The sequence below is a fragment of the Escherichia sp. XD33 genome (assembly GCF_019375075.1).
Classification (GTDB): domain Bacteria; phylum Pseudomonadota; class Gammaproteobacteria; order Enterobacterales; family Enterobacteriaceae; genus Enterobacter; species Enterobacter flexneri_A.
Window position 1 is genome coordinate 1 of record NZ_JAENDM010000039.1, and the last position, 15,597, is coordinate 15,597.

14 protein-coding genes, 1 pseudogene and 1 other annotated feature are annotated in these 15,597 nt (G+C 52.7%); of the genes and pseudogenes, 12 read left to right on the forward strand and 3 right to left on the reverse strand.

The genetic code is table 11. The annotated features are described in order from the left end of the window. The 3 genes and pseudogenes from K0778_RS18725 to mscK form a co-directional block, all read left to right on the forward strand. A partial coding sequence (locus tag K0778_RS18725) for an IS1 family transposase (protein ID WP_000496773.1) occupies nucleotides 1-104 on the forward strand: 104 nt, incomplete at its 5' end. Between the two features lie 15 nt (nucleotides 105-119). Beyond that, a pseudogene (gene acrR, locus K0778_RS18730) lies at nucleotides 120-503 on the forward strand (multidrug efflux transporter transcriptional repressor AcrR); the annotation flags it as partial. A gap of 127 nt (nucleotides 504-630) precedes the next feature. After that, a complete protein-coding gene (gene mscK / locus K0778_RS18735; protein WP_063084506.1) occupies nucleotides 631-3,993 on the forward strand; it encodes a mechanosensitive channel MscK in 3,363 nt (1,120 codons plus the stop codon). Between the two features lie 211 nt (nucleotides 3,994-4,204). On the opposite strand, the gene rsmS is transcribed toward mscK, so the two are convergent. Together rsmS and priC are read right to left on the reverse strand one after the other, a co-directional pair. After that, on the reverse strand, nucleotides 4,205-4,366 hold the full coding sequence (gene rsmS, locus K0778_RS18740; protein ID WP_000051152.1) for a pleiotropic regulatory protein RsmS: 162 nt from the start codon (nucleotides 4,364-4,366) through the stop codon (nucleotides 4,205-4,207). Between the two features lie 13 nt (nucleotides 4,367-4,379). Next, a complete protein-coding gene (priC, locus tag K0778_RS18745; RefSeq protein WP_063084507.1) occupies nucleotides 4,380-4,907 on the reverse strand; it encodes a primosomal replication protein N'' in 528 nt (175 codons plus the stop codon). Between the two features lie 69 nt (nucleotides 4,908-4,976). Here priC and K0778_RS18750 point away from each other — a divergent pair, with 69 nt between their 5' ends. The 8 genes from K0778_RS18750 (at nucleotide 4,977) to hemH (ending at nucleotide 13,112) form a co-directional block, all read left to right on the forward strand. Further along, nucleotides 4,977-5,354 carry a DUF454 family protein gene (locus tag K0778_RS18750; RefSeq protein WP_001188905.1) on the forward strand — a complete coding sequence of 126 codons (378 nt, stop codon included), beginning with the start codon at nucleotides 4,977-4,979 and terminating at the stop codon, nucleotides 5,352-5,354. Between the two features lie 152 nt (nucleotides 5,355-5,506). Next, on the forward strand, nucleotides 5,507-6,058 hold the full coding sequence (apt, locus tag K0778_RS18755; protein WP_000127356.1) for an adenine phosphoribosyltransferase: 552 nt from the start codon (nucleotides 5,507-5,509) through the stop codon (nucleotides 6,056-6,058). Nucleotides 6,059-6,186: 128 nt separating this feature from the next. Then, nucleotides 6,187-8,118: a DNA polymerase III subunit gamma/tau gene (gene dnaX / locus K0778_RS18760; protein ID WP_000122013.1), complete on the forward strand. Its 1,932-nt coding sequence runs from the start codon at nucleotides 6,187-6,189 to the stop codon at nucleotides 8,116-8,118. Continuing rightward, nucleotides 7,451-7,515 (forward strand) — a sequence feature (DnaX frameshifting element). Its footprint overlaps the gene before it by 65 nt. Nucleotides 8,119-8,170: 52 nt before the next feature. Next, a complete protein-coding gene (locus tag K0778_RS18765) occupies nucleotides 8,171-8,500 on the forward strand; it encodes a YbaB/EbfC family nucleoid-associated protein (RefSeq protein ID WP_000467098.1) in 330 nt (109 codons plus the stop codon). Beyond that, complete coding sequence (gene recR / locus K0778_RS18770; protein ID WP_001195025.1) at nucleotides 8,500-9,105, forward strand: recombination mediator RecR; 606 nt, start codon at nucleotides 8,500-8,502, stop codon at nucleotides 9,103-9,105. The genes K0778_RS18765 and recR overlap by 1 nt, the downstream gene beginning before the upstream one ends. Before the next feature lie 109 nt (nucleotides 9,106-9,214). Next, nucleotides 9,215-11,089: a molecular chaperone HtpG gene (htpG, locus tag K0778_RS18775; RefSeq protein ID WP_000678201.1), complete on the forward strand. Its 1,875-nt coding sequence runs from the start codon at nucleotides 9,215-9,217 to the stop codon at nucleotides 11,087-11,089. Nucleotides 11,090-11,269: 180 nt separating this feature from the next. Then, nucleotides 11,270-11,914, forward strand: coding sequence for an adenylate kinase (gene adk, locus K0778_RS18780; protein WP_001220233.1), 645 nt, complete (start codon nucleotides 11,270-11,272; stop codon nucleotides 11,912-11,914). A gap of 235 nt (nucleotides 11,915-12,149) precedes the next feature. Continuing rightward, nucleotides 12,150-13,112 (forward strand): ferrochelatase, encoded by a 963-nt coding sequence (hemH, locus tag K0778_RS18785; protein WP_001250103.1) that lies wholly within the window; start codon nucleotides 12,150-12,152, stop codon nucleotides 13,110-13,112. Here the strand turns inward: hemH and aes are convergent. After that, entirely contained in the window at nucleotides 13,109-14,068 is a 960-nt protein-coding gene (aes, locus tag K0778_RS18790) for an acetyl esterase (RefSeq protein ID WP_000801813.1), read from the reverse strand. The two genes, hemH and aes, sit on opposite strands and share 4 nt — an antisense overlap. Before the next feature lie 151 nt (nucleotides 14,069-14,219). On the opposite strand from aes, the gene gsk reads away from it, so the two are divergent. Next, the gene (gene gsk / locus K0778_RS18795; RefSeq protein WP_000671574.1) at nucleotides 14,220-15,524 is read left to right on the forward strand and encodes an inosine/guanosine kinase; all 1,305 of its coding nucleotides are present in this window, start codon (nucleotides 14,220-14,222) and stop codon (nucleotides 15,522-15,524) included. Nucleotides 15,525-15,597: the final 73 nt, after the last annotated feature.

The following is a 15,597-nucleotide window of genomic DNA, read 5'->3' on the forward strand; positions in this document are numbered from 1 at the left end:
AACATCTGGCAAGGCTGGGACGGAAGTCACTGTCGTTCTCAAAATCGGTGGAGCTGCATGACAAGGTCATCGGGCATTATCTGAACATAAAACACTATCAGTAAGTTGGAGTCATTACCTTAAGAGAGATATTAATTCATGTTCTTGAATCCACGGTGACAGAAGAACGGCGTCGATTATTGATGGAGATTATATTCCACAAATGCGAATTTGTCGGAGAAATGGCTGTTGTGCAACAGGCACAACGTAATCTCTGTCTGGAAAGTTATGACCGTATAGAACAAACGTTAAAACATTGTATTGAAGCGAAAATGTTGCCTGCGGATTTAATGACGCGTCGCGCAGCAATTATTATGCGCGGCTATATTTCCGGCCTGATGGAAAACTGGCTCTTTGCCCCGCAATCTTTTGATCTTAAAAAAGAAGCCCGCGATTACGTTGCCATCTTACTGGAGATGTATCTCCTGTGCCCCACGCTTCGTAATCCTGCCACTAACGAATAACCCTGAATCTGACTCCAGGATTTTTCCTGGACATTTTCGTCGTTGCTATTCTGGTTCACTGCGTCGTGATATTCTTGCGGTTTGACTTTTTCAGGTCGTTCTTCAGGTTCAGAAACCTTCATTCATCATGACTATGTTCCAGTATTACAAACGATCACGGCATTTTGTTTTTTCAGCATTTATTGCTTTTGTTTTTGTCTTGTTATGCCAGAACACGGCGTTTGCGCGGGCGTCATCGAATGGTGATCTGCCGACAAAAGCGGACCTGCAGGCGCAACTTGACTCACTAAATAAACAAAAAGATCTTTCTGCTCAGGACAAACTGGTGCAGCAGGATCTGACAGATACATTAGCCACCCTCGATAAAATCGATCGCATAAAAGAAGAGACAGTTCAGCTACGGCAAAAAGTCGCTGAAGCGCCGGAAAAAATGCGCCAGGCGACCGCGGCGTTAACAGCACTTAGCGATGTCGATAACGACGAAGAAACGCGCAAAATTCTGAGCACGCTGTCGTTGCGCCAGCTGGAAACTCGCGTTGCCCAGGCGCTGGACGATTTGCAAAACGCACAAAACGATCTAGCGTCTTATAACAGCCAGCTGGTTTCGTTACAGACGCAGCCCGAACGCGTGCAAAATGCGATGTATAACGCTTCGCAGCAGCTGCAACAAATTCGCAGTCGTCTGGATGGGACTGATGTCGGCGAGACAGCCTTACGTCCCAGCCAGAAAGTGTTAATGCAGGCCCAGCAGGCGTTGCTGAATGCGGAGATTGACCAGCAGCGTAAAAGCCTGGAAGGGAACACCGTCTTGCAGGATACCTTGCAAAAGCAACGTGATTACGTGACGGCGAACAGCGCTCGTCTGGAGCACCAGTTACAACTGTTGCAAGAAGCGGTAAACAGCAAGCGCCTGACTTTAACCGAAAAAACGGCGCAGGAAGCCGTCTCCCCGGATGAAGCCGCGCGTATTCAGGCTAATCCGCTGGTGAAGCAGGAACTGGAAATTAACCAGCAGTTAAGTCAGCGTCTGATTACCGCGACTGAAAACGGTAATCAGTTGATGCAGCAAAACATTAAAGTCAAAAACTGGCTGGAGCGGGCGCTGCAATCGGAACGCAATATTAAAGAGCAGATTGCCGTCCTGAAGGGCAGCCTGCTGTTGTCTCGTATCCTTTACCAGCAACAACAAACGCTGCCCTCGGCGGATGAACTGGAAAACATGACCAACCGCATCGCGGATTTGCGTCTCGAACAGTTTGAAGTTAACCAGCAGCGTGATGCACTCTTCCAGAGCGATGCGTTCGTCAACAAACTGGAAGAAGGTCACACCAACGAAGTCAACAGCGAAGTTCACGATGCGTTATTGCAAGTGGTTGATATGCGTCGCGAATTGCTGGGTCAACTCAACAAACAGTTGGGTAACCAGCTGATGATGGCCATTAACCTGCAAATCAACCAGCAGCAGTTAATGAGTGTGTCGAAAAACCTGAAATCCATCCTGACTCAGCAAATCTTTTGGGTGAACAGTAACCGTCCAATGGACTGGGACTGGATCAAAGCGTTCCCGCAAAGCCTGAAAGATGAATTTAAGTCGATGAAAATCACGGTGAACTGGCAAAAAGCCTGGCCCGCCGTTTTTATCGCTTTCCTCGCTGGTTTGCCGCTGCTGTTGATTGCCGGGCTGATCCACTGGCGTCTGGGCTGGCTGAAAGCGTATCAACAAAAACTGGCTTCCGCTGTGGGTTCCCTGCGTAACGACAGCCAGCTCAACACACCAAAAGCGATCCTTATCGACCTGATCCGTGCGCTGCCGGTGTGCCTGATTATTCTCGCGGTTGGCCTGATTCTGTTGACCATGCAGCTCAACATCAGCGAACTGCTATGGTCGTTCAGCAAAAAACTGGCGATATTCTGGCTGGTGTTTGGCCTGTGCTGGAAGGTACTGGAGAAAAACGGCGTTGCCGTACGTCACTTCGGCATGCCGGAACAGCAGACCAGCCACTGGCGTCGGCAAATTGTCCGCATCAGTCTCGCATTGCTGCCTATCCATTTCTGGTCTGTGGTGGCAGAACTTTCCCCGCTGCATCTGATGGATGATGTGCTGGGGCAAGCGATGATTTTCTTCAACCTGCTGCTGATTGCCTTCCTGGTATGGCCGATGTGCCGCGAAAGCTGGCGTGATAAAGAGTCGCACACCATGCGGCTGGTCACCATTACCGTGCTGTCGATAATCCCGATTGCGCTGATGGTGCTGACTGCTACAGGCTACTTCTACACTACGCTGCGTCTGGCAGGACGCTGGATTGAAACCGTTTATCTGGTGATCATCTGGAACCTGCTGTACCAGACGGTACTGCGTGGCTTAAGCGTAGCGGCGCGGCGTATCGCCTGGCGTCGTGCGCTGGCGCGTCGGCAGAATCTGGTGAAAGAGGGCGCAGAAGGTGCTGAACCGCCGGAAGAACCCACCATTGCACTGGAGCAAGTTAACCAGCAGACGCTGCGTATTACCATGTTGCTGATGTTTGCGCTGTTCGGTGTCATGTTCTGGGCAATTTGGTCCGATTTGATCACCGTGTTCAGCTATCTCGACAGCATCACGCTCTGGCATTACAACGGCACTGAAGCTGGCGCTGCGGTGGTGAAAAACGTCACCATGGGCAGTCTGTTGTTTGCGATTATCGCCTCAATGGTGGCCTGGGCGTTGATTCGCAACCTGCCTGGTTTACTGGAAGTGCTGGTGCTCTCGCGACTGAATATGCGCCAGGGCGCGTCGTATGCCATTACTACCATCCTTAACTACATCATTATTGCTGTTGGTGCGATGACGGTGTTCGGATCGCTGGGCGTCTCTTGGGATAAACTCCAGTGGCTGGCCGCAGCATTATCCGTAGGTCTTGGTTTTGGTTTACAAGAAATTTTCGGTAACTTCGTCTCCGGTTTGATCATTCTATTCGAACGTCCGGTGCGTATTGGCGATACGGTAACCATTGGTAGCTTCTCGGGGACGGTAAGTAAGATCCGTATTCGTGCGACAACGATTACCGATTTCGATCGCAAAGAAGTGATCATCCCGAACAAAGCGTTTGTTACCGAGCGTCTGATCAACTGGTCGTTGACTGACACTACTACGCGTCTGGTGATCCGTCTCGGCGTGGCCTATGGCTCCGATCTGGAAAAAGTGCGTAAAGTGTTACTGAAGGCGGCGACTGAGCACCCAAGGGTGATGCACGAACCAATGCCGGAAGTCTTCTTTACGGCATTTGGTGCCAGCACGTTGGATCATGAGCTGCGTCTGTATGTGCGTGAACTGCGTGACCGTAGTCGTACTGTCGATGAGCTGAACCGTACTATCGATCAGCTGTGCCGTGAAAACGACATCAACATTGCCTTTAACCAGCTTGAAGTGCATCTGCACAACGAGAAGGGCGATGAGGTGACGGAAGTAAAACGCGACTACAAAGGCGATGACCCGACGCCAGCGGTAGGGTAAAAACGAAAGGGGGCAACATTTAGTTGCCCCGAGATTGCTAACAAAGTGCGCGTTGTTCATGCCGGATGCGGCGTGACCGCCTTATCCGGCCTACGAAACCGCAAGAATTCAATATATTGCAGGAGCGGTGTAGGCCTGATAAGCGTAGCGCATCAGGCAGTTTTGCGTTTGCCCGCAACCTTAGGGGACATTTAGCGACCCCATTTATTTCTCACTTTTCCGCCTCATCATCGTGCGTTAATTTCTTTTCATAATCACGCTTTACAATATCCAGCGCGCGCAGCACGGTACTGGCAGGGATCTGATTTTCCTCCAGCAGCACAATCAAATCGACAGCCAGTTTGACATCGTCAGGGGCATTTTCCAGTGACATATTCTCTCCATTGCTAGCGGGTTAAACGCGCTAACCTGTTTTCGATTTTTTCCAGCGCATGGCGGCAGCGTGCCAGGCGCGCTTCATAGGCTTCCACTTCACGATGCAGCGTTTGCTGTTCCACGAGATCGGTCACCCGCGCCAGACGGGCTCTGCGTTCGGCAACCATCTCACGTAGCCGCCGCTCAAAATCCTGATGCTGAATACGTTTACGCTGCCAGCGGGCAATTTTCGGTGGTGCACTGTCCCACTCGCGCAATGACCAGGCGGAGGCTTCACGCGCGATGGCTTCCAGTTGTGCCGCCAGATGTTCCGCCAGCCAGGCCACTTGCGGCAGCTGTTGCTGCTCAACTGCATGACGAAGCGCAGCCAGATTATCGCCCGCCTCGTCGAGACAAGCCTGTAGTGTTGTCGCACGAGTCTGAAAAAGATGCCTGTCGAAACGAGCACTTAGCGTGGCGAACTGTGACACCGAGGCACAACGCTGACGCAGCGTAGCGAGCTGTCCTTCCAGTTTTTCCAGCAGCAGGGCGGTTTTCACGATAAGACCTCAATGAAAATGATAATTGTTATGCTAAAGTAGCCACTCTGTAAGCTGACAACACTCAATATGCAACGAATCATTTTAATCATCATTGGCTGGCTGGCGGTAGTGCTGGGTACGCTGGGCGTGGTATTACCGGTATTACCGACGACGCCGTTTATCCTGCTGGCGGCCTGGTGCTTTGCCCGTTCTTCCCCGCGCTTTCACGCCTGGTTGCTGTACCGCTCATGGTTTGGCAGCTATCTACGTTTCTGGCAGAAACATCATGCGATGCCGCGCGGCGTCAAACCGCGGGCGATTTTGCTTATTTTGCTCACGTTTGCCATTTCTCTGTGGTTCGTCCAGATGCCATGGGTGCGCATCATGTTGCTGGTAATTCTCGCCTGTTTGCTTTTCTATATGTGGCGAATTCCGGTGATTGATGAAAAGCAAGAAAAGCACTGAAGCACAACAATCGCAGTTGCAATTATTGCGTACAGCCAGTACATTCTGGCGTTTTCGAGCACAGGCGCAGGCGGTCAAAGGTTAAACAACTGTTACTTTTGATACGTTTAAAACGCGCCGTGAGTACCACCGTAACAAGCAGGCATACACTTATGACCGCGACTGCACAGCAGCTTGAGTATCTCAAAAATAGCATCAAAAGCATTCAGGACTACCCAAAACCCGGCATTCTTTTCCGCGATGTCACCAGCTTACTGGAAGACCCGAAAGCTTACGCTCTCAGCATCGACTTGCTGGTTGAGCGTTACAAAAATGCGGGCATTACCAAAGTTGTCGGCACCGAAGCGCGTGGCTTCTTGTTTGGCGCTCCGGTAGCTCTGGGTCTGGGCGTTGGCTTTGTACCGGTCCGTAAACCGGGCAAACTGCCGCGTGAAACCATCAGTGAAACTTACGACCTGGAATACGGCACCGATCAGCTGGAGATCCACGTTGATGCCATCAAACCGGGCGACAAAGTTCTGGTGGTGGACGACCTGCTGGCAACCGGCGGCACTATCGAAGCGACCGTTAAACTGATCCGTCGTCTGGGTGGTGAAGTGGCTGACGCTGCGTTCATTATCAACCTGTTCGATCTCGGCGGCGAACAGCGTCTCGAAAAACAGGGCATTACCAGCTACAGCCTTGTCCCGTTCCCGGGCCATTAATTATCGCCAGTCTTGTGCTGCCCACGCTACGGACAGCACAAGATGTGCATTCAGCCTCGCCGTTCTGACGGGGCTGTGTTAGCATTACCCCTTCGTGAATCCACCTTCCAGCGTTTCAGAGCCTGCCAATGAGTTATCAGGTCTTAGCCCGAAAATGGCGCCCACAAACCTTTGCTGACGTCGTCGGCCAGGAACATGTGCTGACCGCACTGGCGAACGGCTTGTCGTTAGGGCGTATTCATCATGCTTATCTTTTTTCCGGCACCCGTGGCGTCGGAAAAACCTCTATCGCCCGACTGCTGGCGAAGGGGCTAAACTGCGAAACCGGCATTACCGCGACGCCGTGCGGCGTGTGCGATAACTGTCGTGAAATCGAGCAGGGGCGCTTTGTCGATCTGATTGAAATCGACGCCGCCTCGCGCACCAAAGTTGAAGATACCCGCGACCTGCTGGATAACGTCCAGTACGCTCCGGCGCGTGGTCGTTTCAAAGTTTATCTGATCGACGAAGTGCATATGCTGTCGCGCCACAGCTTTAACGCACTGTTAAAAACCCTTGAAGAGCCGCCGGAGCACGTTAAGTTTCTGCTGGCGACGACCGATCCACAGAAATTGCCGGTGACGATTTTGTCACGCTGTCTGCAATTTCATCTCAAGGCGCTGGATGTCGAGCAAATTCGCCATCAGCTTGAGCACATCCTCAACGAAGAACATATCGCTCACGAGCCGCGGGCGCTGCAATTGCTGGCACGCGCCGCTGAAGGCAGCCTGCGAGATGCCTTAAGTCTGACCGACCAGGCGATTGCCAGCGGTGACGGCCAGGTTTCAACCCAGGCGGTCAGTGCGATGCTGGGTACGCTTGACGACGATCAGGCGCTGTCGCTGGTTGAAGCGATGGTCGAGGCCAACGGCGAGCGCGTAATGGCGCTGATTAATGAAGCCGCTGCCCGTGGTATCGAGTGGGAAGCGTTGCTGGTGGAAATGCTCGGCCTGTTGCATCGTATTGCGATGGTACAACTTTCGCCTGCTGCACTTGGCAACGACATGGCCGCCATCGAGCTGCGGATGCGTGAACTGGCGCGCACCATACCGCCGACGGATATTCAGCTTTACTATCAGACGCTGTTGATTGGTCGCAAAGAATTACCGTATGCGCCGGACCGTCGCATGGGCGTTGAGATGACGCTGCTGCGCGCGCTGGCATTCCATCCGCGTATGCCGCTGCCTGAGCCAGAAGTGCCACGACAGTCCTTTGCACCCGTCGCGCCAACGGCAGTAATGACGCCAACCCAGGTGCCGCCGCAACCGCAATCAGCGCCGCAGCAGGCACCGACTGTACCGCTCCCGGAAACCACCAGCCAGGTGCTGGCGGCGCGCCAGCAGTTGCAGCGCGTGCAGGGAGCAACCAAAGCAAAAAAGAGTGAACCGGCAGCCGCTACCCGCGCGCGGCCGGTGAATAACGCTGCGCTGGAAAGACTGGCTTCGGTCACCGATCGCGTTCAGGCGCGTCCGGTGCCATCGGCGCTGGAAAAAGCGCCAGCCAAAAAAGAAGCGTATCGCTGGAAGGCGACCACTCCGGTGATGCAGCAAAAAGAAGTGGTCGCCACGCCGAAGGCGCTGAAAAAAGCGCTGGAACATGAAAAAACGCCGGAACTGGCGGCGAAGCTAGCGGCAGAAGCCATTGAGCGCGACCCGTGGGCGGCACAGGTGAGCCAACTTTCGCTACCAAAACTGGTCGAACAGGTGGCGTTAAATGCCTGGAAAGAGGAGAGCGACAACGCAGTATGTCTGCATTTGCGCTCCTCTCAGCGGCATTTGAACAACCGCGGTGCACAGCAAAAACTGGCTGAAGCGTTGAGCATGTTAAAAGGTTCAACGGTTGAACTGACTATCGTTGAAGATGATAATCCCGCGGTGCGTACGCCGCTGGAGTGGCGTCAGGCGATATACGAAGAAAAACTTGCGCAGGCGCGCGAGTCCATTATTGCGGATAATAATATTCAGACCCTGCGTCGGTTCTTCGATGCGGAGCTGGATGAAGAAAGTATCCGCCCCATTTGATCGTAAGCACAGCTTACGTTCGTCATCCTTAACGTGATTGAGAGAGAAACCTATGTTTGGTAAAGGCGGTCTGGGTAACCTGATGAAGCAAGCCCAGCAGATGCAAGAAAAAATGCAGAAAATGCAGGAAGAGATCGCGCAGCTGGAAGTCACCGGCGAATCTGGCGCAGGTCTGGTAAAAGTGACCATCAACGGTGCACACAACTGCCGTCGCGTAGAGATCGACCCGAGCCTGCTGGAAGACGACAAAGAGATGCTGGAAGACCTGGTGGCTGCAGCATTCAACGACGCAGCACGTCGTATTGAAGAAACGCAGAAAGAAAAAATGGCCTCTGTATCCTCCGGAATGCAGCTGCCGCCTGGCTTTAAGATGCCGTTCTGATGCAAACCAGCCCGCTGTTAACACAGCTTATGGAAGCACTGCGCTGTCTGCCGGGCGTTGGCCCGAAGTCGGCGCAGCGTATGGCGTTCACGCTGCTTCAGCGCGATCGTAGCGGCGGGATGCGTCTGGCGCAGGCGCTCACCCGGGCGATGTCGGAAATCGGCCACTGCGCCGATTGCCGCACTTTCACCGAACAGGAAGTCTGTAACATCTGTTCGAATCCGCGTCGTCAGGAAAACGGTCAAATCTGCGTGGTGGAGAGTCCGGCGGACATCTACGCCATTGAGCAGACGGGGCAGTTTTCAGGTCGTTATTTTGTGTTGATGGGGCATCTGTCACCGCTGGACGGCATCGGTCCGGATGATATCGGGCTTGATCGTCTGGAACAGCGTCTGGCAGAGGAAAAAATCACTGAAGTGATCCTCGCCACCAACCCCACGGTTGAAGGTGAAGCTACCGCTAACTACATTGCCGAGCTTTGCGCGCAATATGACGTGGAAGCCAGCCGAATCGCTCATGGCGTTCCGGTTGGCGGCGAGCTAGAAATGGTCGACGGCACCACGTTGTCACACTCCCTTGCCGGGCGTCATAAGATTCGTTTTTAAGCAAACGAGAGCAGGATCACCTGCTCTCGCTTGAAATTATTCTCCCTTGTCCCCATCTCTCCCACATCCTGTTTTTAACCTTAAAATGGCATTATTGAGGTAGACCTACATGAAAGGACAAGAAACTCGTGGTTTTCAGTCAGAAGTGAAACAGCTTCTGCACCTGATGATCCATTCTCTCTATTCCAATAAAGAAATCTTCCTGCGTGAGCTTATCTCTAACGCCTCCGATGCGGCGGACAAGCTGCGTTTCCGTGCGCTCTCTAACCCGGACCTGTACGAAGGTGATGGCGAACTACGCGTTCGTGTCTCTTTCGATAAAGACAAGCGTACGCTGACCATCTCCGATAACGGCGTGGGGATGACCCGCGACGAAGTGATTGACCATCTGGGGACTATCGCTAAATCCGGTACCAAATCATTCCTCGAATCCCTGGGTTCTGACCAGGCGAAAGACAGCCAGCTGATCGGTCAGTTTGGTGTTGGTTTCTACTCTGCGTTTATCGTGGCCGACAAAGTGACCGTGCGTACTCGCGCGGCAGGCGAAAAACCAGAAAATGGCGTCTTCTGGGAATCGGCTGGCGAAGGTGAATACACCGTTGCCGACATCACCAAAGAAGATCGTGGTACTGAAATCACCCTGCATCTGCGTGAAGGCGAAGACGAGTTCCTCGATGACTGGCGCGTGCGTTCCATCATCAGCAAATACTCCGACCATATCGCGCTGCCGGTAGAGATCGAAAAACGCGAAGAGAAAGACGGCGAAACCGTTATCTCCTGGGAGAAAATCAACAAAGCGCAGGCGCTGTGGACTCGTAACAAGTCGGAAATCACCGATGAAGAGTACAAAGAGTTCTACAAACACATCGCCCACGACTTTAATGATCCGCTGACCTGGAGCCACAACCGTGTTGAAGGTAAGCAGGAGTACACCAGCCTGCTGTACATCCCGTCCCAGGCTCCGTGGGATATGTGGAACCGCGATCATAAACACGGCCTGAAACTGTATGTTCAGCGTGTGTTCATCATGGACGACGCAGAACAGTTCATGCCGAACTATCTGCGCTTCGTGCGTGGTCTGATTGACTCCAGCGATCTGCCGCTGAACGTTTCCCGTGAAATCCTCCAGGACAGCACGGTAACGCGTAACCTGCGCAATGCGCTGACCAAGCGTGTGCTGCAAATGCTGGAAAAACTGGCGAAAGACGACGCGGAAAAATACCAGACCTTCTGGCAACAGTTTGGCCTGGTACTGAAAGAAGGTCCGGCGGAAGATTTCGCTAACCAGGAAGCGATCGCCAAACTGCTGCGTTTTGCTTCTACCCATACCGATTCTTCTGCGCAGACCGTATCTCTGGAAGACTACGTTTCCCGCATGAAAGAAGGGCAGGAGAAAATCTACTACATCACCGCAGACAGCTATGCGGCAGCGAAGAGCAGCCCGCACCTGGAACTGCTGCGTAAGAAAGGCATCGAAGTTCTGCTGCTTTCCGACCGCATCGATGAGTGGATGATGAACTATCTGACTGAGTTCGACGGTAAACCGTTCCAGTCGGTGTCTAAAGTTGACGAGTCGCTTGAAAAACTGGCTGACGAAGTTGATGAGAGCGCGAAAGAAGCGGAGAAAGCACTGACTCCGTTCATCGACCGTGTGAAAGCCCTGCTCGGCGAGCGCGTGAAAGATGTCCGTCTGACTCACCGTCTGACCGATACGCCAGCGATCGTTTCGACCGACGCGGACGAAATGAGCACTCAGATGGCGAAACTGTTCGCTGCGGCGGGCCAGAAAGTGCCAGAAGTGAAATACATCTTCGAACTGAACCCGGATCACGTACTGGTGAAACGTGCGGCAGATACTGAAGATGAAGCGAAGTTCAGCGAGTGGGTAGAACTGCTGCTGGATCAGGCGCTGCTGGCAGAACGCGGCACGCTGGAAGATCCGAACCTGTTTATTCGTCGTATGAACCAGCTGCTGGTTTCCTGATGTAATGCCGGATGACCTTCGTGTCATCCGGCATTTTTCTTTTCATCATCTGCACTTTCCGCAAATTATCTCGCCATTAACCGTTTCAGCCCCAGGTGCCTTTCTTGAGGCAATCGCCTGTTGGTGGTATCGTTTATCGCTTTTTCAAAAAATTCGACACATTTTAAGGGGATTTTCGCAATGCGTATCATTCTGCTTGGCGCTCCGGGCGCGGGGAAAGGGACTCAGGCTCAGTTCATCATGGAGAAATATGGTATTCCGCAAATCTCCACTGGCGATATGCTGCGTGCTGCGGTCAAATCTGGCTCCGAGCTGGGTAAACAAGCAAAAGACATTATGGATGCTGGCAAACTGGTCACCGACGAACTGGTGATCGCGCTGGTTAAAGAGCGCATTGCTCAGGAAGACTGCCGTAATGGTTTCCTGTTGGACGGCTTCCCGCGTACCATTCCGCAGGCAGACGCGATGAAAGAAGCGGGCATCAATGTTGATTACGTTCTGGAATTCGACGTACCGGACGAACTGATCGTTGACCGTATCGTCGGTCGCCGCGTTCATGCGCCGTCTGGTCGTGTTTATCACGTTAAATTCAATCCGCCGAAAGTAGAAGGCAAAGACGACGTTACCGGTGAAGAACTGACTACCCGTAAAGATGATCAGGAAGAGACCGTACGTAAACGTCTGGTTGAATACCATCAGATGACAGCACCGCTGATCGGCTACTACTCCAAAGAAGCAGAAGCGGGTAATACCAAATACGCGAAAGTTGACGGCACCAAGCCGGTTGCTGAAGTTCGCGCTGATCTGGAAAAAATCCTCGGCTAATTCGAAAGCGCGCACGGACAGTCCCCTCGCCCCCTCGGGGAGAGGGTTAGGGTGAGGGGAACAGGCCCGCACAAGCAAACTTATCAGCAATCTCAGGCCGGATATTCATTCGGCCTTTTACAAAAACCTCAATCTGCGCTATTCCTTTTTCTGATTTGACCTCTCACAGCAATTAGTTCTTCTTCCTCACTTTTCCGCTACAATTATCAACAAGTTGAATCGATAAGAGGCGGTAATGCGTCAGACTAAAACCGGTATCCTGCTGGCAAACCTGGGTACGCCCGATGCCCCCACACCTGAAGCGGTAAAACGCTATCTGAAACAATTTTTAAGCGACAGACGCGTGGTTGATACCTCACGGTTGTTATGGTGGCCATTGCTGCGCGGCGTGATTTTGCCGCTGCGCTCGCCGCGTGTGGCGAAGCTGTATGCCTCTGTCTGGATGGAAGGTGGCTCGCCGCTGATGGTTTACAGCCGCCAGCAACAGCAGGCGCTGGCACAACGTTTACCGGAGATGCCCGTAGCGCTGGGAATGAGCTACGGCTCGCCATCACTGGAAAGCGCCGTAGATGAACTCCTGGCAGAGCATGTAGATCATATTGTGGTGCTGCCGCTTTATCCGCAATTCTCCTGTTCTACGGTCGGTGCGGTATGGGATGAACTGGCACGCATTCTGGCGCGCAAACGTAGCATTCCGGGGATATCGTTTATACGTGATTACGCCGATAACCACGATTACATTAATGCACTGGCGAACAGCGTACGCGCTTCTTTTGCCAAACATGGCGAACCGGATCTGCTACTGCTCTCTTATCATGGCATTCCCCAGCGTTATGCAGATGAAGGCGATGATTACCCGCAACGTTGCCGCACAACGACTCGTGAACTGGCTTCCGCATTGGGGATGGCACCGGAAAAAGTGATGATGACCTTTCAGTCGCGCTTTGGTCGGGAACCCTGGCTGATGCCTTATACCGACGAAACGCTGAAAATGCTCGGAGAAAAAGGCGTAGGTCATATTCAGGTGATGTGCCCGGGCTTTGCTGCGGATTGTCTGGAGACGCTGGAAGAGATTGCCGAGCAAAACCGTGAGGTCTTCCTCGGTGCCGGCGGGAAAAAATATGAATATATTCCGGCGCTTAATGCCACGCCGGAACATATCGAAATGATGGCTAATCTTGTTGCCGCGTATCGCTAAAGCTGAGCGGTAAAGAACTGAGCGCCGTCGCGAAGAGCCTCGTCGGCGGTTTTCATCATCCGTGAATAATGCAAAAAGGCGTGCAGCGTGCCTGGGTAGAGTTTGAACTCACAGGGCTGCTGATGCGCCGCTAACGTCTGGTAAAGCAGACGGCTGTCATCCAGCAGCGGATCGAACTCCGCCCCGGCAATAAAACAGGGCGGAACTTCGCGAGTGAGATCATTATTAAACAGACAGTAATACGGCGACTCGCGGTCCGCGTCGTTGCTTAAATATGCCTCTTCGTACATCTGCAAATCCTGTTGCGTTAAGCCATCCCAGACACCGCCCAACAGACGACGAGTCACGGAATCCCGTAATCCGTAAAGCCCATACCACAGCAAAACGCCCGCAACTTTACCGCAATCGATCTGTTTATCACGCAACCACAACGCACTGGCGAGCGCCAGCATGGCACCTGCGGAATCACCGGCAAAGCCAATGCGGGACATATTGATTTGATAATCCTCCGCCTGCTGGTGGAAATAACAACAAGCAGCCACAATTTCCTCTATCGCTTGCGGAAAACGCGCTTCAGGTGAAAGGGTGTAATCAATACCAATCACCGTACATTGGCTGTAGCTTGCCAGCAGGCGCATGATGCGATCGTGGGTATCGAGATTGCCGAGAATAAAACCGCCTCCATGCAAATAAAATAGCGTCGCTGGGCTATCTGGCTGCGGACAAAAGAGACGTGTTTCCACCTGCCCATATTTTGTTGGAACCATGTAAGCTCTGGTTGCCATTTCTGGAGCGCCCGCATTCCAGAATCGGCGCTCAAGCGTGTAATACTGTCGTTGCTCAGCAATCGTTCCCGTTGCGGGCCAGGGCGGTAAATCCGGCTGAAGAGTATTCACAACGGTCTTCATTTCAGCAGAAATAAGGTCCAGAACAGGTAGTTTGTTTTCCGGCTTCATACAAAAACTCCTTTCAAATTACGTCATTGTAAGGAACCACTGCCATGAAAATGCGATCCCGCCTGCTGATATTGAAACTGGCTGCGTCTCGCGCGCTCCCGTCAGATTGTGTTAACATTCGCCGCTCAGTTAACCACCCGTAAAAACAACCATGAAATTTCCCGGTAAACGTAAATCCAAACATTACTTCCCCGTAAACGCACGCGATCCGCTGCTTCAGCAATTCCAGCCAGAAAACGAAACCAGCGCTGCCTGGGTAGTGGGTATCGATCAAACGCTGGTCGATATTGAAGCGAAAGTGGATGATGAATTTATTGAGCGTTATGGATTAAGCGCCGGGCATTCACTGGTGATTGAGGATGATGTAGCCGAAGCGCTTTATCAGGAACTAAAACAGAAAAACCTGATTACCCATCAGTTTGCGGGTGGCACCATTGGTAACACCATGCACAACTACTCGGTGCTCGCGGACGACCGTTCGGTGCTGCTGGGCGTCATGTGCAGCAATATTGAAATTGGCAGTTATGCCTATCGTTACCTGTGTAACACTTCCAGCCGTACCGATCTTAACTATCTACAAGGCGTGGATGGCCCGATTGGTCGTTGCTTTACGCTGATTGGCGAGTCCGGGGAACGTACCTTTGCTATCAGTCCAGGCCACATGAACCAGCTGCGGGCTGAAAGCATTCCGGAAGATGTGATTGCCGGAGCCTCGGCACTGGTTCTCACCTCATATCTGGTGCGTTGCAAGCCGGGTGAACCCATGCCGGAAGCAACCATGAAAGCCATTGAGTACGCGAAGAAATATAACGTACCGGTGGTGCTGACGCTGGGCACCAAGTTTGTCATTGCCGAGAATCCGCAGTGGTGGCAGCAATTCCTCAAAGATCACGTCTCTATCCTTGCGATGAACGAAGATGAAGCCGAAGCGTTGACCGGAGAAAGCGATCCGTTGTTGGCATCTGACAAGGCGCTGGACTGGGTAGATCTGGTGCTGTGCACCGCCGGGCCAATCGGCTTGTATATGGCGGGCTTTACCGAAGACGAAGCGAAACGTAAAACCCAGCATCCGCTGCTGCCGGGCGCTATAGCGGAATTCAACCAGTATGAGTTTAGCCGCGCCATGCGCCACAAGGATTGCCAGAATCCGCTGCGTGTATATTCGCACATTGCGCCGTACATGGGCGGGCCGGAAAAAATCATGAACACTAATGGAGCGGGGGATGGCGCATTGGCAGCGTTGCTGCATGACATTACCGCCAACAGCTACCATCGTAGCAACGTACCAAACTCCAGCAAACATAAATTCACCTGGTTAACTTATTCATCGTTAGCGCAGGTGTGTAAATATGCTAACCGTGTGAGCTATCAGGTACTGAACCAGCATTCACCTCGTTTAACGCGCGGCTTGCCGGAGCGTGAAGACAGCCTGGAAGAGTCTTACTGGGATCGTTAAGTTATCGTCGGTTCGTAGGCCAGATAAGGCGTTCACGCCGCATCTGGCATTTGGCTCTCGATGCCTGATGCGA

Bases quoted from the DNA above. Each gene is read 5' to 3' on its own strand.
- gsk (WP_000671574.1), top strand. From the start codon at position 14,220: ATGAAATTTCCCGGTAAACGTAAATCCAAACATTACTTCCCCGTAAAC.
- htpG (WP_000678201.1), top strand. From the start codon at position 9,215: ATGAAAGGACAAGAAACTCGTGGTTTTCAGTCAGAAGTGAAACAGCTT.
- apt (WP_000127356.1), top strand. From the start codon at position 5,507: ATGACCGCGACTGCACAGCAGCTTGAGTATCTCAAAAATAGCATCAAA.
- hemH (WP_001250103.1), top strand. From the start codon at position 12,150: ATGCGTCAGACTAAAACCGGTATCCTGCTGGCAAACCTGGGTACGCCC.
- mscK (WP_063084506.1), top strand. From the start codon at position 631: ATGACTATGTTCCAGTATTACAAACGATCACGGCATTTTGTTTTTTCA.
- K0778_RS18750 (WP_001188905.1), top strand. From the start codon at position 4,977: ATGCAACGAATCATTTTAATCATCATTGGCTGGCTGGCGGTAGTGCTG.
- adk (WP_001220233.1), top strand. From the start codon at position 11,270: ATGCGTATCATTCTGCTTGGCGCTCCGGGCGCGGGGAAAGGGACTCAG.
- rsmS (WP_000051152.1), bottom strand. From the start codon at position 4,366: ATGTCACTGGAAAATGCCCCTGACGATGTCAAACTGGCTGTCGATTTG.
- aes (WP_000801813.1), bottom strand. From the start codon at position 14,068: ATGAAGCCGGAAAACAAACTACCTGTTCTGGACCTTATTTCTGCTGAA.
- dnaX (WP_000122013.1), top strand. From the start codon at position 6,187: ATGAGTTATCAGGTCTTAGCCCGAAAATGGCGCCCACAAACCTTTGCT.
- recR (WP_001195025.1), top strand. From the start codon at position 8,500: ATGCAAACCAGCCCGCTGTTAACACAGCTTATGGAAGCACTGCGCTGT.
- K0778_RS18765 (WP_000467098.1), top strand. From the start codon at position 8,171: ATGTTTGGTAAAGGCGGTCTGGGTAACCTGATGAAGCAAGCCCAGCAG.